Origin of the sequence: Sphingobacterium sp. UBA6317, from assembly GCF_002440385.1 — a bacterium.
GTDB lineage: Bacteria > Bacteroidota > Bacteroidia > Sphingobacteriales > Sphingobacteriaceae > Sphingobacterium > Sphingobacterium multivorum.
The window spans coordinates 104,788-120,769 of record NZ_DJTD01000035.1 but is presented as its reverse complement, the minus strand read 5'-3'; the positions used below and the strand labels follow the sequence as shown (position 1 = coordinate 120,769).

At 40.8% G+C, this 15,982-nt stretch carries 18 protein-coding genes; 6 read left to right on the top strand and 12 right to left on the bottom strand.

Annotated elements, in window-relative coordinates; translation table 11 throughout:
* Position 1: 1 nt before the first annotated feature.
* The 12 genes from mutY to B3E92_RS10880 all read right to left on the bottom strand — a co-directional run bounded on the left by mutY (position 2) and on the right by B3E92_RS10880 (position 10,355).
* Positions 2–1,051 (bottom strand): A/G-specific adenine glycosylase, encoded by a 1,050-nt coding sequence (gene mutY / locus B3E92_RS10935; RefSeq protein ID WP_070561649.1) that lies wholly within the window; start codon positions 1,049–1,051, stop codon positions 2–4.
* A 42-nt stretch (positions 1,052–1,093) separates the two neighbouring features.
* A complete protein-coding gene (locus tag B3E92_RS10930; RefSeq protein ID WP_053003768.1) occupies positions 1,094–1,576 on the bottom strand; it encodes a hypothetical protein in 483 nt (160 codons plus the stop codon).
* Positions 1,569–2,510 carry an urease accessory protein UreD gene (locus B3E92_RS10925; protein WP_112373964.1) on the bottom strand — a complete coding sequence of 314 codons (942 nt, stop codon included), beginning with the start codon at positions 2,508–2,510 and terminating at the stop codon, positions 1,569–1,571. The genes B3E92_RS10930 and B3E92_RS10925 overlap by 8 nt, the downstream gene beginning before the upstream one ends.
* Before the next feature lie 12 nt (positions 2,511–2,522).
* Positions 2,523–3,143, bottom strand: a complete 621-nt coding sequence (ureG, locus tag B3E92_RS10920; RefSeq protein ID WP_046674969.1) for an urease accessory protein UreG — start codon at positions 3,141–3,143, stop codon at positions 2,523–2,525.
* A 16-nt stretch (positions 3,144–3,159) separates the two neighbouring features.
* Complete coding sequence (locus B3E92_RS10915) at positions 3,160–3,846, bottom strand: urease accessory protein UreF (protein ID WP_070561653.1); 687 nt, start codon at positions 3,844–3,846, stop codon at positions 3,160–3,162.
* A 23-nt stretch (positions 3,847–3,869) separates the two neighbouring features.
* A complete protein-coding gene (locus tag B3E92_RS10910; RefSeq protein ID WP_112373965.1) occupies positions 3,870–4,364 on the bottom strand; it encodes an urease accessory protein UreE in 495 nt (164 codons plus the stop codon).
* A gap of 10 nt (positions 4,365–4,374) precedes the next feature.
* Positions 4,375–6,225: an urease subunit alpha gene (gene ureC / locus B3E92_RS10905; protein WP_046674791.1), complete on the bottom strand. Its 1,851-nt coding sequence runs from the start codon at positions 6,223–6,225 to the stop codon at positions 4,375–4,377.
* Between the two features lie 2 nt (positions 6,226–6,227).
* Positions 6,228–6,599 carry an urease subunit beta gene (ureB, locus tag B3E92_RS10900; RefSeq protein WP_070561656.1) on the bottom strand — a complete coding sequence of 124 codons (372 nt, stop codon included), beginning with the start codon at positions 6,597–6,599 and terminating at the stop codon, positions 6,228–6,230.
* A gap of 15 nt (positions 6,600–6,614) precedes the next feature.
* Positions 6,615–6,917 carry an urease subunit gamma gene (ureA, locus tag B3E92_RS10895; protein ID WP_046674789.1) on the bottom strand — a complete coding sequence of 101 codons (303 nt, stop codon included), beginning with the start codon at positions 6,915–6,917 and terminating at the stop codon, positions 6,615–6,617.
* Positions 6,918–6,954: 37 nt separating this feature from the next.
* Entirely contained in the window at positions 6,955–8,145 is a 1,191-nt protein-coding gene (locus B3E92_RS10890) for a porin (protein WP_070561658.1), read from the bottom strand.
* Positions 8,146–8,302: 157 nt separating this feature from the next.
* Positions 8,303–9,685 carry a sensor histidine kinase gene (locus tag B3E92_RS10885; RefSeq protein ID WP_070561660.1) on the bottom strand — a complete coding sequence of 461 codons (1,383 nt, stop codon included), beginning with the start codon at positions 9,683–9,685 and terminating at the stop codon, positions 8,303–8,305.
* Positions 9,675–10,355: a response regulator transcription factor gene (locus B3E92_RS10880; protein ID WP_070561662.1), complete on the bottom strand. Its 681-nt coding sequence runs from the start codon at positions 10,353–10,355 to the stop codon at positions 9,675–9,677. Before B3E92_RS10880 ends, B3E92_RS10885 begins: the two co-directional genes overlap by 11 nt.
* A gap of 403 nt (positions 10,356–10,758) precedes the next feature.
* Between B3E92_RS10880 and B3E92_RS10875 the strand changes: the two genes are divergently transcribed.
* The 6 genes from B3E92_RS10875 (at position 10,759) to B3E92_RS10850 (ending at position 15,958) form a co-directional block, all read left to right on the top strand.
* Positions 10,759–12,162: a WG repeat-containing protein gene (locus B3E92_RS10875; protein ID WP_139144889.1), complete on the top strand. Its 1,404-nt coding sequence runs from the start codon at positions 10,759–10,761 to the stop codon at positions 12,160–12,162.
* On the top strand, positions 12,152–12,592 hold the full coding sequence (locus B3E92_RS10870) for a hypothetical protein (RefSeq protein WP_083295783.1): 441 nt from the start codon (positions 12,152–12,154) through the stop codon (positions 12,590–12,592). Before B3E92_RS10875 ends, B3E92_RS10870 begins: the two co-directional genes overlap by 11 nt.
* A gap of 83 nt (positions 12,593–12,675) precedes the next feature.
* Positions 12,676–13,236: a YeeE/YedE family protein gene (locus tag B3E92_RS10865; RefSeq protein WP_254667645.1), complete on the top strand. Its 561-nt coding sequence runs from the start codon at positions 12,676–12,678 to the stop codon at positions 13,234–13,236.
* Positions 13,237–13,650, top strand: coding sequence for a DUF6691 family protein (locus tag B3E92_RS10860; RefSeq protein WP_070561666.1), 414 nt, complete (start codon positions 13,237–13,239; stop codon positions 13,648–13,650).
* An 83-nt stretch (positions 13,651–13,733) separates the two neighbouring features.
* Positions 13,734–14,549 (top strand): sulfite exporter TauE/SafE family protein, encoded by an 816-nt coding sequence (locus B3E92_RS10855; protein WP_070561668.1) that lies wholly within the window; start codon positions 13,734–13,736, stop codon positions 14,547–14,549.
* An 11-nt stretch (positions 14,550–14,560) separates the two neighbouring features.
* On the top strand, positions 14,561–15,958 hold the full coding sequence (locus tag B3E92_RS10850; protein ID WP_070561670.1) for an MBL fold metallo-hydrolase: 1,398 nt from the start codon (positions 14,561–14,563) through the stop codon (positions 15,956–15,958).
* The last annotated feature ends 24 nt before the right edge of the window (positions 15,959–15,982 follow it).

The following is a 15,982-nucleotide window of genomic DNA, read 5'->3' as shown; positions in this document are numbered from 1 at the left end:
GTTAAAAATTTGACCTTTCCAAAAAGGTAAAGATCAACTTGTGTTTAGCTAATTTATCTAAATCTTTTAGAAATACATAATCCCAATTGGATTTTTTTTGAATTAGATCGCCTTTTAACCGCACCTCAAAAAATGTCGCGTAGATATTCTGATGACTCAGGATATGTTTTGTCTGCTGCTGTAAAACATAAAGTTGTGCATCGGGGCCGAAACAGGAAATAAACCACTCATCGCTAAGAACATCCGGAATAGACAAGCTGTAGTTAGACTCCAAAAGCGGAAACTCATATAGGTTCTGCCAAACGTCACTTGCACCGCGTTTGGACATCAGTATCCGATCGTTGTCCTTCAAGATAAAATAATTAAAGTATCTATCTTTACTTGCCTTGGCTTTAAGCTTTACAGGCAACTGCTCTACCTGCCCCTGACTCAGCGCATAACAGGAAGGACGAAACATACAGAATTCACATAAAGGCAGCTTGGGCTTACAATGGGTAGCCCCAAAATCCATAATTGCCTGATTATACAATGCCGGGTGTTTACGATCAAGATTTTCTTTAGCGATAGCTGTAAAAATCTTCTTTCCTTCTGTAGAATTGATAGGTGTTTCTATGCCATAGTATCGCGCTAGTACACGAAACACATTTCCATCCAATACCGCCTGGGCTTCATCGTTCGCAAAAGAAGATATCGCCGCAGCAGTATACTCACCTATTCCCGGAAGCGTTATTAATGTTTGATAATCTACCGGAAAGACACCCTGATACTGATCGCGAACAATTCGGGCAGCCTTATGCATGTTCCGTCCTCGAGAATAATAACCCAGACCTTGCCAAAGATGGAGAATATCATCTTCTTCTGCATTCGCAAATTCCACAACATTCTTAAATCGCTCGACAAAACGTACATAATAGGGTAAGCCCTGTTCGACACGAGTCTGTTGCAGAATAATTTCAGAAAGCCATATTTTGTAGGCATCTTTTGTTTCTCGCCACGGCAGATCTCGTTTATGCTGTCGATACCATGCTTGCAATTCCTCGCCAAATTTCATAGCGACAAAAATGCGCAATTTTTCGCTAAAACCAACATTTCATCATTCGAGGATAGGCCTACGAATGTAGGTAATCTGCTCATCAGGTTCCAAAATCGTATTTTCCAACGTGATAAAGCCCTTGTATTTTTCTTTTAGCGCCTGATAGAGACGTCCGTCATAGGAAACAGCAAATCGCCCATCTGCTTTGAGATAAACTGGCAGATGCCGATTGCCCACGTCGAAGCAGAACTCGCCCACAACTGATAGATTCTGACAATCCAACAATACACAAAGACAAGGTAAAATGTTGACCTGGATAAATAAATCACCGCGATGATAAATACACTGTCCTGAACGCAGTGCGCTGCTATCATCGCGCTGTATGCGCACCAGATTACCCTTTCTTGTTTTTCGCTGGATAACGCGCTTATTTACTTCATAATAGGAAAGATCCAAAATATCTGAATCGCGGCCCAGCTTCAATTGGTCAAAATCAGGGATAACATCAATCCATATCTCCTCGTGCAGGCTCTCCTTATGCATAATTAGTTCCTTCCACCACGACAGCTTCCATCAACTCGGGCTTACTTTTTCGACGGGGTTTGCGCTGTTCAATGACGCTGATTTCCTCGGCCTTCGATTTCTCATCTTCCGCTATCGCTTCAACTGTTGTCTCTTCCTTCTTTTCAGAAAGCTTATATTGTGTAAAATCCCAACACAATTGGCCCAACATGTGTAAGAAGTCGTACAATAACTCTCCATCAGTACCCAAAGCACGCAGGATAACCACATCTTTTGAAGCCTGTGTAAAACCATAAGAAATATCGTTGTATTCGACAGTTAAGATTTCATCCAATTCATATTTTAATTCTTGCGCAAAAAGAGCCGAGAACACAAAAGTGGCCTGATGGGTGTATCCCTCAAAAAACAACATCTTCTGTATCGGCTGACTTTTGGGCCGCAAAACCTGATTGTCAATAAAAGACAGTTTACCATTTCTAAAAATCTTGGTTTGCGTATGCAGACTATCGAACTCAAATGCCTCTTTCATGTGGATTCTACCCACACTAATAATATCCCCCCACATCAAAACCGCATCTTCAGCCAAGTGAATATGATTGCTTGCCTTGAAAATAGAATCCTTAAACGGCGTTACTGGGTGTGGAATGTAATGAAATAGGCCTCCGGCATCCACATGCACATCCGTATGTTGCTTTGCTCCCGTTTTCATGGGGTGAAGCTTATTGAAGGACTGTGTAAAAAGCTTCAATTGTGCATCTTTTTTCACACGAACATCAATATGCAAATAATCCGTATCCATAATACCAGGCGATGCACTCATGATGATCATTTCCAAATGGTTGGTCAATCCTGCAGCGCCATAATGCGTTAGTTTATAAGGTGCATTATGATAACTCTCCTTCAATCTGCTTCTGCCGTCCTCTTTGGCAACATTTAATACGATTTTGCTATCCATATACGATAAAATTTAGCCTACAGGCTCCAACAAAGCATACTTTTTGATCCATGATTTTACATCTTCCAAACCTTCTAAAGTCATTAAGTTTGTAAAAATAAATGGTCGTTCACCGCGCATGCGGATGGTGTCCTGACGCATCACTTCCAAGTCCGCATTTACATAAGGGGCAAGGTCTATTTTATTGATCAACAACAGATCCGAGCGCGTAATACCTGGCCCGCCTTTACGTGGCATTTTTTCGCCTTCAGCAACATCAAGAACGAATATGGTCAAATCGGCTAGATCCGGACTAAACGTGGCTGTCAGATTATCACCCCCACTTTCAACAAATATCAGTTCCACATCCTCAAAACGATGCGCTAATTCTTCTACAGCTTCAATATTCATCGAAGCATCTTCACGGATTGCCGTATGCGGGCAACCTCCTGTTTCAACACCAATAATACGTTCAGCGGGCAGTGCCGAATTCTGCTGTAGATACATCGCGTCCTCACGCGTATAAATATCATTCGTTACAACACAAATACTATAATCTGCCGACATCGAACGTGTCAACCGTTCAATAAGTGCCGTCTTGCCAGAGCCCACAGGACCAGCAACACCAATTTTCACGTAATTTCTCTTAGACATCTTTATTTCAATTTTTTTACGAAATGTAAATTCTCGTGTATAATTTTTCATGTTGCATGCATCGAATATCCTGAGCGATACAACAATTTCCAATTAGATCCTCATCCAGTTCGGGCTGTAATCCGACCAATTTATTAATCAAGGGCTGCAGTTTAAACAAAATCTGCTGTGCATCCATTTGGCTAATGGGAACCAGTTTGGCACAATTCGTCATAATACCATTCAAAGAATTATAATAAAAAGCGCTCAGTGCGTCTGCATAACTAATTTCCTGTGCATGGGCAAACATGGCAAATGCCATTGCATAGTGACCATGCAGTTCTTGCGCATTGATAGCCTTTAGATAAGCCGAACAACGCTTGACCGGTTTTAACTTTTCTGTTAATTTCAAAAACCGTATTCCCAATTTTTTACTGGCATCCCGAATCTCATAGGGGGCTTTGAAAGCAGTAATTAATGCATCCAGTTCAGCGATCTTTTTCTTGGTTGCTCTTGATTCACACAATTGCCAGGCCTTATGAAAAAAAGCGGCATCGTTGTAATAGAAGCTATGCTCCAATAAAGTCTGTGCATATTCTTTTGCTGTTTTAGCATCATGTACAATCTCTTTATTGATATAGGTTTCCAAGCCATAGGAATGTGTGAAGCCTCCAATCGGAAATACAGAGTCGTTAATCTGCATTAATGTCAACAATGGATTCATATGTAATCGTTATTAATTAAGTATTAAAGCCCCTTGGCCAAGGTAATTTTATGCTGGACTACAGCATACTGATGTATGCGTAAAGTATGGGTTCTTTCAATCACCCGTAACTCTTTCGTCGGTGTAAAACCGGCCCTTTCTAAGATTTCCCAGAGGGGGTTTTCATACGCTGCAATAATTTCATGTGCAGCGTTTATGAAAACAGGGATATGTTTATTGCCAATTTCGAGACATATCCGAGCCATATCCAAGAGGTTTTTGGGGCGTACAACAAGGCAAGGACAGGGCAATATTCGAACAGCGATGCGCAGGTCCTTTGTTTCAAACAAAATATCACCGTCGAACAAGGATTCCGTTCCTAAATTTTTAAAGCCTATTTCGCGGCCTGCAACAGTGAAGCCCCGGATAATACGTCTTTCCGTATCGAACCATTCGAGTTCCAAAAAATCAAGTTCAACGCCGTCCTGATCGGTGCCATCGGTCCAAATATTCCCCTTAATGTCTCTTGCTAACAACATAAATAACCAATTAGAATAAGAAGTACCGTTGGGCCATTGGAAGTTCCTTCAACGGTTCACAGGTTGCCAACACACCATCTACTGTCACTTCGTATGTTTCTGGATTAACGACGATATTTGGTGTAGCATGATTATGGACCATATCTTTTTTCATCACCGTACGACATCCCTCCACAGGCAGACATTTACGCGATAAATTCAATTTTTGAATATTTCCGTTCTCCAACGAAATTTTCGAAACGAAATTGAAGCATAGTTTTGAAACTGCTTTACCGTAATTTCCAAACATTGGCCTATAAATAATAGGCTGTGGTGTCGGAATCGACGCATTGGCGTCCCCCATTTTAGCACCCAAAATCATACCTCCTTTGATGATCAACTCGGGCTTTACACCAAATAATTCCGGTTTCCAAAGGATCAAATCGGCATACTTTCCTTTTTCAATCGAACCGATATATTGATCAATACCATGTGCTTTAGCAGGGTTGATTGTAAATTTAGATACATAACGTTTGACACGGAAGTTATCATTTTCTTTGCCTTTATCTTCAGCTAAAGGGCCGCGTTGGATTTTCATCTTATGGGCCGTTTGGAATGTACGGGAAATAACCTCTCCCACACGTCCCATCGCTTGGCTATCCGAACTCATAATGGAGAATACACCCATGTCTTGCAAAATATCTTCGGCAGCGATGGTCTGAGGACGGATACGTGAATCAGCAAATGCTACATCTTCTTTCACATTTTTATCCAAGTGATGGCAGACCATCAACATGTCCAAATGTTCTTCAGCAGTATTTACCGTAAAAGGTTTTGTTGGATTGGTAGATGCAGGGAGGATATTGGGATACATGGCGATCTTAATAATATCCGGAGCGTGTCCACCGCCAGCTCCTTCCGTGTGGAAAGTATGGATTACACGACCATCTATGGCGGCAACAGTATCTTCCAGGAAACCGGCTTCATTCAACGTGTCGGTATGGATTGCGACTTGTACATCGTATTTATCAGCAACTTTCAATGCCGCATCAATTGTTGCCGGAGTAGCCCCCCAATCTTCATGGATTTTGACGCCCAGTGCTCCAGCTTCAATTTGTTCTTCGATAGGTTTAGTGGTCGATACGTTACCTTTTCCGAAAAAGCCAACATTGATAGGAAGGTTTTCAAAAGCTTCAAACATACGCTCGATATACCACTTTCCTGAAGTCACTGTCGTGGCCAGTGTTCCGTCGGCTGGTCCCGCACCGCCACCAATGAACGTGGTTACTCCAGAATATAGGGCTGTTTCAATCTGTTGCGGCGAGATAAAGTGAATGTGCGTATCAATACCGCCGGCAGTTAGTATATAGCCTGCTCCCCCATGTACTTCCGTAGACGCACCGATGATCATGCCCTCGGTTACACCATCCTGTACATCTGGGTTTCCAGCTTTACCAATACCGACAATTTTACCATCCTTAATTCCGATATCACCTTTTACGATACCCCAGTGGTCGATGATAATGACATTAGTGATGCAAAAATCCAATACCCCCTCATCACGCAAGGCACGGGCAGATTGTCCCATACCGTCACGAATGGTTTTACCACCGCCAAACTTGTTCTCTTCTCCGTAAACATTGAAATCTTTTTCAATTTCAATGAAAAGCTCTGTATCTGCCAGACGAACCTTATCTCCAGTGGTGGGTCCAAAAAGAGCAGCATATTTGTCTCTTGGGATATAAAGTTCCCCATCAACATATTTTACAGATGATTTATCTAAACCTAGTTTATCTAAACCAAGCGCATGTAGACCAACAGTAGTTCCCAACGTGGTGAGTCCTACGACTTTAATCCATTCGCGTCTATTCCATCCTCCCATAGTTACTTCGATTGTCTGAATTTTAATTTTTTCATTTTATCAATGGCTTTGCTTTTCACCGATTGATCTGTATACTTACCATTTGTCAATCCATTAAAACCGTGGATTTCCTTACTTCCGCCAAATTCAACCAGAACAACTGATTTTTGTTCCCCTGGTTCAAAACGAACAGCGGTACTGGCTGGAATATTCAAGCGCATCCCAAACGCTTTCTCTCTGTCGAAGGAAAGCAACTTGTTGGCTTCAAAGAAATGATAGTGTGAACCCACCTGAATAGGTCGGTCACCTTCATTTTTCACAACGATGCTTGTGGTTCTGTGCCCAACATTAGCTTTGATTTCCTCTTTTTTTAAAATGTATTCTCCTGGAATCATATCATTCAATATTTATTAACGAATAGGATCATGGACAGTCACCAATTTAGTACCGTCCGGAAAAGTTACTTCGATTTGAACATCATGGATCATTTCGGGGACTCCTTCCATGACTTGGCTCCTTTTCAATAAAGTAGTACCATAAGACATTAAGTCCGCCACAGACCTCCCGTCCCTAGCCTCCTCCATGATCTGGGCACTGATGTAAGCGATACACTCTGGATAATTTAATTTTACCCCGCGTTTCAATCGCTTAGCCGCCAATTCGCCGGCCAAATGCAACAGCAGCTTTTCTGTTTCTCTCGGTGTTAAACGCATAAAAAAATAGTTATTTGTTAATTTGTTAAAGGAATTATTATAAAACTGGAATGGTAAAATATGCCCCAAAGGCTAAGCGGTTGTACTGACTCTTGGCCATATCCATATAGTCCTTATAGTTTACGGTGTTACCGACGTAACCTAGATAGAACCGAAGATCCTGGTTATGAAACGGCTTATGTTGCAAAGCCGCAAAATAGGTCCAGTTTTGGCGAAAATTCTTGCCGAGTTGCTTATCATCCCGCGATCCCGCAATCTCATAGCCACCTTTCAACGCCAGCTCCCATTTTTTACTCAAAAATTGATCATAGCGCAGTATGGCAGAGCTGTAGTTTACATCTTTGGCCAATACACGGTTCTCGCCAGTTCGACCATAAAATTCGTTGATCGCGGAAGATGCAATCATTGCATGATCGACAGCAAGATAAGAGTACTGTAAATCAAGATATAGCATCTGCTTTGCTGTTTTGAATTTATTCGCTAATGAAATGGCATGATTGGTATGTCCCTTTGCGAACTGAGCGATGTTGTAAGACCATTTCGTATTAAAACGTTTGTCCATAAATGCACCCACCCATGTGAAATAGGCTCCCATAGGCACAGTAGAGCGTTCCAAATCACCTACAGCAAAACCATTTTTTGTATGAAGCTCCATAAAACTATCATTGGTTGTGTTGTAAACTTGGGCATGCAACGAATGATTCGGGTTGACTTCATAGGATAACATTCCTCCGACGACGAAGAGATTCAATATACGGTCTACATAGTCTGTGAACTTATATTCGTAAATTGGGTTATTTTCGAACTCATAACTCCCGACCATTGCACTTTGTTTACCGGCCGTAACAGACCATTTGAGATCCTTGCCAAACTTGTACTTAATATAAGCCATATCCAAGGCACGCGATCCATTATCCTGACTCGTTGGAGCAAATGACCTATTGAGGCGAAAACGTACTTTATAGGATAATCGATCATTGTATTCCCCGCTCATCAGAATACGGGCGTCATCAAGGTTTGCTTTTGCTTGAGAAGCACCCTCGCCATTGTCCGTTTGCAGACCTGCTCTTAACAGGACATCCAATTGAAATGATTTTGCTCTCGCGGGTTCTTTCAGTAGCAAGCTGCTTCTCTGTGCCTGAACAGAGTCCGTTTGGACCTGCTCCTGCGCATGCAATGATGCTACGCCAATCCCAAGTGTTGTAAAAAGTAAACGTGTTTTTTTCATCCTTATAGTGTATTCCTCTAGGGTAAAGAAGCCATCCCGCAGTTTCAAAACAGAATTCGATTCAAAACAACAAGATAGATCCATGCTTTATACTTATCTCCGGTACAAGTATATCACAGCCACCTAAAAATGGAATAAGGATGAGATTAAAATGAAATTAGAAAGGAGTTTTTGGGATTGTAACAACGACCAAAGTGCCTTGACCTTCCGCTGAATGGAGGAGCAATTCAGCACCATGGAGGTCAAAGATATTTTTGGCTAAAACAAGCCCCAAACCATTGCCATAGATATCACCGACATTAGAAGCACGGTAAAAAGAGGTAAAAATATGTGGCTGGTCTTTTTTAGGAATACCGATCCCTTGATCAAACACTTTTATCGTAATATTTTTGCTATCGCTACTTATTGCTACGCCAACCTGCAGTCCATTGCCGTACTTAAATGCATTTGAAATAATATTGCTAAAGGCAATAAAAAACAGATCCGGATTCGCCAAAACCGTAAGTTCATCACTATCTTCCGGGATTTCCGTTAGATCAAAAGAAAGCTTGAGGTCCTTATGAATACTTTTTTCCGCTTTATAAATTTCATAGAGTAACTCGTCAATTCGAATAATTTCTTTATTGTCCACTTCCCCCTTGAAACCCATGCGAGATAGCTGCAAAAGATTATTGATAATCAACTCCATTTTATCCGCATATTTTGCGATAGTCTCCAGGGAATAATAGGCTTCATGCTCTTTCGACAAGAGCTGTTGCGCCAATTCGGCTTCTCCCCCAATAATTGTAAGTGGGGTTTTTAGCGAATGTGAGGCATTTCCGATAAAACTCTGTTGCGATTGAACCGAAATATCCAATCGGTTAAGCATTGAATTTAAGTTCGCAATCAAAACACCCAATTCATCTTTGCTATTACTGAATTTACTGAACAGGCGATGGTCTAAATGGGCGATATCAACTTTATCTAAATCATTGTTGATATCTTTAATAGGTTTCAATAATCGGTCAGCAAAGTAAAAAGACATGAGTACGATTAAAAAAATCGCCAAAATCCCACCTGTGATCAGTGTCCGATCCAATTGACACTGTTCCTCATGACCGTAATCATCGATCCCTTCCGATACAACAATCAAATTCTCGTGGTGAAGATGATCTTGAAAGAATACCGCTACAAAAGCAGTCTTACCATGCATGTATCTTCCCTTTCCATGGCGAATTACGTCGGTATAGAATGTTTCGGGCATGGGCAACTCAGGCCGCATTTGAACACGATCACTTCCTTTAACAACACGAATAAGATGGTCTGTTCCCTCAGATAACTGTTTCAGGTATTTACGTTTTACCTGAATATAGAGCGCTCTATTTTCATCCTTCTGATGGACGATGTGATCTCCAACAATCACGGCATTCTCTTCTAGCCGATGAAAAAATTTAGTTTGCAGACTGTCGTACGTGAAATAAGACACATAAATGGCAAAAACAACAAGCAGCAGGGTACTGATGATCGAAAATAGAAGAACTATTTTGGTCCTAATTTTCATGACGGATTACATAGCCCATACTAATCACTGTATGGATAAGTTTACGCGAAAATTGTTTATCGATCTTTTTCCGAAGGTAATTCACATATACGTCAACAACATTGGTACTTAAGTCAACATCCATACCCCATACTTCCTCCAGGATATCGATCCGGCTCAATACCTTATTTCGATTGAGCATTAAAAATTCAAGTAGACGAAATTCAGTAGCGGTAAGAATAATAGGAGAATTGGCACGTTGAACCGATTTGCTGTCTCTATCCAATTGAAGATCGTCAAATACCAATATATTTTTCTGCTCGGTCACTGTTTTGGATTTGCGGCTGTAGCGGCTGATTCGAGCCTTTAATTCCTCTAAACGGAAGGGCTTCGTCAAGTAATCATCCGCATCCCTGTCAAATGCCTCGACGATGTCCTCCGTTTGATTTAATGCCGTCAAGATAATAATAGGGACTTCGTTGTTTGACATCCGAATGTTTTTACAGACATCCAAACCATTCATACCAGGCAACATTACATCCAACAGGATGAGGTCATAATGATTCAATCCCGCCATTTTTAGACCAGTATAACCGTCCATAGCAATACTAATATGATAGCCTTCTTCTTTTAAGCCTCTTTCGATCAATGATATGACAGATGGTTCGTCCTCAATTAGTAATAGTTCCACAGGTATCTCTTTTAAACAGTAAAAAATTCGAGGTTTGTAAAATACAAAATTAACATGTCACCTTTTCTCAAAAAGCTACATTCTTAAATTATTTTCGCTTTTTCTTGACGATTATATGATAATAACACATAAAATAAGTATAAAAACACATACACCCTCAAGATCCCTTAACCACCGCCCTAATATCAATTTACTTTACATGATATAAAAAATATGTCCCCCTCTAGGTCTCTACTCAAAGGACGAGGCTACGTCTATCCCCAAAAAAATAAGCACAGACCAAAAACCGGATTTAAGCATTCGAATACAATAATATCTATTTTTGAAAGAATTTCCACAAATAACGAAAGATTATTTCAAAAATCAATTGAATTTCAATATTTTTGTAGCTCAAAATCACACAATGAAACAATTTATCCTTTGTTTACAGTTTGCGTTTTTACTCCTTATAGGACAAGGACATGCTCAGGAGAAACTATATAAAATTTCATACCAATTTGCTGATCCTGAAACGGGAACAGATACGGCATCTTCAGAATTCATCAAAATATTGGCTGGAAATAATGAAGCGTTAATGCAGGCCTTCATCGCGAAAGACCAGATGCGCATTGAAAGTTTATTATTTGGAAAATCGATACAGATCAGCAATATCCGCGAAGGCAGTTCTTTTCTACTGGATGAAGTAAATAAAACCTATACCGCAACAGAACTGGCCACGGGCAAACTCATTGAGACTTTCGCAAACGAAGGCGATAATTATGCCTATTCAGGGGATTTTGAGATCAGCTTAATTCCTAATCAAAAGAAAATAATTGCAGGAATCACCTGCGAAAAAGCAACATTCAATCTAACAGGTAGTCAAGACCAACAAACAGAAATTACCGTTTGGTATGCACCCAAATTACCAAAGTTATACTGGGGCACTTACGATTATCTCGAAAAAGTACCTGGGGCAGCGCTCTATATCGGATCGGCGGGTTTAGGAATTCAGGCCACTAAAGTCGAGGAGATACCATTCGACCAATCGCTCTTTGAAATTCCAGCGGATTACGAAGAAGGTGAAGCTACAGATGAAGCTGTAGATTCCACGTTAAACGACCATCTATCTTGGTATCAAGATTCCAGCACATCATATTTTGGTGTACAGGACAGCTTAGGAAACAAATTAACACCAGCAAAATATACGGCAATATATAGCTATGTAGGAGACTATGCCATCGTAAACGATGCAGCGCAAATGTTTGGCTTGATAGACCTCCATGGCAAAGAAGTTATTCCATGTCAATATGAATCGCTCAGTTTAGAAACCGAAGGCGGTCCTGTGGTTTATATGAGCGATCTTAAGTATGGACTTCTGGATACAAACGGTAAAATATTGCTGAAAGCGAAGTATGACTTTATTTCAGTACCTAGCCCAGCATATGGACTTTTTACGGAAGGAGAATACACGGGTATTATTGATCAAAAAGGCACTGTTTTACTTCCTGCCAAATATGAGACCATTTCAGATTATCGCGATAATCTCGCGTTAATTATAGTAAACCAATCCTACCAGCTTATTAATAAAACTGGGCACAATCAACTTAAGAAGGACTATGAATTTCTGTCTTTTGCAGGAGAGAAACTTCTTCTGGCCTTTAAAGACGACAAGTATGGATACATTGATTACACAGGAAAAGTCGTGGTCCCAATTAAATTTCAGAATGCCCAAGCTTTTGAAAACGGGCTAGCGCTTGTAACGGAGGATCTAGAGAATTTTTACTATATTGACGCAAAAGGGAAGTTTATCAAGAAATATGAAGAGTAATCCACAGACATTCCACTTGTCGACATTGCATCGTGGAAAATACATGTTAATCTTGCTGGTTTCAATCTTTTTGATCGGAATGGTCATGTCTAAAGTTCCCATACAAGAAATTCTCAAGATTATTGTTGCTCTTTTAATAATCCCTTTAGCACTGTATTTGGCCATAAAGTGTTCGACTTTATCATCGACTTGGGTCTTGGACGAAAATACACTGCAGATAAGCAATGCTAAAAAAACAATCGTTTTCCCTCTGAATAATATTTCTCATATCAGGAATCTTAAACGTTCTGGCGGAAACCTGATCATTATCAACCAAAACAAAGGACCGGCTTTTCGTACTTGGCGCAACAAATTGTTTCAAAAAGAAGATGATCTTCCTCTGCTAACCGAAGCCTTAAAGACCGCAGACATCGAATATTACGACCTATAAATTCTTTCTTCCTTCGGTAACATTTGTTACAGGCTTTTGCAAAGGCAGTATGTACCTTTGTAACATCACTTAAGAACATTGTTATGCTATTGGAATACATTAAACAACCATGGCCCTGGTATATTTCAGGACCTTTAATTGCGCTAGTCATGTACCTGCTGCTCAAACAGGGGAAGGATTTTGGCATGTCCAATAATCTACGCACCATGTGTACTGTATTAGGTGCCGGAAAAACTTCCTCTTTTTTCAGATTCGATTGGAAGACCCAATCATGGAATTTATTGGTGGTACTCGGGACAGCCATTGGCGGTTTTATTGCACATCATTTTCTGAGCGATGGCGCTGCAAGCCAGATTAATCCCAAAAGTATTGCCGACCTAAAAGAGCTGGGTATTATCGACCAGCTACAAGGCTACCTTCCTGAATCCATATTCGTTTTCGACGGATCTTTGTTTCAGTTTCTAATTTTAAGTATTGGCGGTGTATTGATTGGATTTGGAACACGCTATGCTGGTGGATGTTCATCAGGCCATGCTATTTCTGGACTTAGCAATTTTCAGCTTCCTTCTTTGATTGCTGTTATAGGTTTCTTCCTAGGCGGGATCATCATGGTTCATTTTTTATTCCCACTAATTTTCGCATAAATGAAAGCACTAAAATTTATTTTCATCGGTATATTGTTTGGAATCATCTTATACAAATCGGAGGCCGCGTCATGGTATAGAATCTACGAAATGTTTCAATTTCGTTCCTTTCATATGTATGGCATCATCGGTACAGCACTGACCACAGCAATTATAATCGTACAGATCATCAAGAGAAAGCGAATCAAAGATAGTAACGGGATGCAAATAGCATTCTATGACAAAGACAAAAGTATTACACGATACCTGGTCGGAGGAACAATCTTTGGCTTGGGATGGGCATTGACAGGTGCGTGTCCGGGCCCCATGTTTGCCCTAATCGGTGCCGGTTATTGGACTATTGGAATCGTCCTTCTTTTTGCTTTGTTGGGTACTTGGCTTTATGGGCTGTTGCGCAATAAGTTGCCGCATTAAGTTGAACAGACTTTGTTATGAAACTACCTCATATATCCGAAATCTGAGGCCTGTACCTGGAGTTTAAATTTTAGAAAGAGAACATGGAATTAATATTTATAGCTGGTTTTATATTAGCTGTTCTGGTCGGGCTATCAATGGGCTTGATGGGTAGCGGCGGAAGTATTCTAACATTGCCCATCTTTGTTTATATTTTTCATATAGAACCTCAATATGCATTGGACTATTCGCTGTTTTCTATAGGAATATTAGCCTTGGTCGGATCAATTTCTCCGTTGAAAAAAAGAGAAATTGATCTGAAAACTACTGCCATTTTTCTCTTTCCATCGCTAATTTCTGTCTTTCTGACCAAGCGTTATCTGCTTGTAGCCATACCAGAGTCATTTCACCTGGGCGAAATAGCGGTTTCCAGAAACCATATCATCATGTTACTTTTCTCGATGGTGATTCTGATTTCTGCAACAGCAATGGTGCGAAAACGTAAACAGGTTCAGCACGATCAATTCAGAAGCGGAATTGGTCAGATTTTCAACGTTTTCCTCGTCGGATTGCTCGTCGGTATCATGACTGGCTTGGTGGGCGCGGGAGGAGGCTTTATCATTGTACCTGCCCTCGTTTTACTCTTAGGAATCCCACTTAAACAGGCCATTGCCACTTCGTTGTTTATAATCGGTTTAAACGCTTCATTCGGTTTGATCGCGAATTATCAGTTCCTGGAACATATGAATTGGTTTATATTGGTTACCTTTACGTTAATCACTTTAATAGGCCTCCAAATTGGTTCCAAATGGAAAGACAAATTAGATGCAGCAAAATTGAAAGGTATTTTTGGGTACTTTTTAATTAGTATTGGCATCCTAATTTTTGCTTTCGAATTCATTCAATTTGTAAATCATTAAAATCACACGCTATGTTTTTTCAACACATTTTTGAGTCATCTTTAGCACATTCAAGTTATATCATTGGTTGTCAAGCCAAGGGTGTCGCTATTGTCATTGACCCTAAAAGAGATGTAGACAGCTATCTTGAGATTGCACAAAAGAATAATCTGACCATAACGCATATTGCGGAAACACATATCCATGCCGACTACCTTTCAGGTACGCTAGAGTTAGCCGCATTGACAGGCGCCAAACCTTATCTATCCGATGAAGGTGGAGAAGATTGGCACTATGAATTCCCACATATTGGATTAAAACATGGCGATCAATTTCACGTTGGAAATCTGATTTTCCAGGTTATCCATACACCCGGACATACGCCCGAGAGTATCAGTTTTGTATTGATTGATACGCCTGCAACCATGGAGCCGGTCATGCTATTTACAGGTGACTTTGTGTTTGTTGGCGATATCGGACGCCCAGATCTGTTGGAAAATGCAGCGGGAATGGTCGGAACCAAGGAAATTGGGGCCCACCAAATGTACCGATCGTTACAACATTTCCTGACGCTACCTGATCATATTCAGGTATGGCCCGCGCATGGGGCCGGATCCGCTTGTGGAAAGGCGCTGGGCGCCGTTCCGAGTTCAACGGTTGGTTATGAAAAAATACGCAATTGGGCACTTCAATACCAAAACAACGAAACAGCCTTCGTGGAAGAACTATTATCAGGACAGCCCGAACCGCCACGCTATTTTGCCATGATGAAAAAACTCAACAAAATAGCGCGGCCATTGCAAACGGCAGTTCCTCAGTACAACAAGTTAACGAACGAAACTTTTCTGGATTTATACCAGCAAGGAACAACCGTCATTGATACACGCTACAAGTTTGATTTTGCCAAAGGGTATCTCCCCAATAGCATCAATATTCAGAACAACAAAACATTTAATACCTGGGCTGGCTGGATCCTTAATTACACAGATCCGTTTATACTCATTGTAGCGGAAAGTCAATTGGACGACATTGCCCGCAAGCTTATGCGCATTGGATTGGATCAAGTCGCTGGATATGTTACGCCAGATACGATCCCGCATTTGGGAATTGCATTGGAGCACCAGCAACTCATCGGTTTCGAAGAGATGAATAGTGTATTGGGCAGATCCGATATCCAAATACTTGATGTACGCAATTCTAGTGAGTTTGCAGAGGGGCATTTACCTCATGCTACTCATATCTTTGTCGGTACAATTGCAGACAATCTCCACAAAATTGACCAAAACAAACAGCTGTACCTGCACTGTCAGTCTGGAGACCGCGCAACAATAGCAGCATCCATATTGGCAAAAAACGGTATTAAGGACGTCAAAATTTACAGTCCTTCCATCAATGAATGGAAATCAAAGGGCGGAACTTTGGTGCAATAACCTTAAGAAAAAGATCCCAGAATA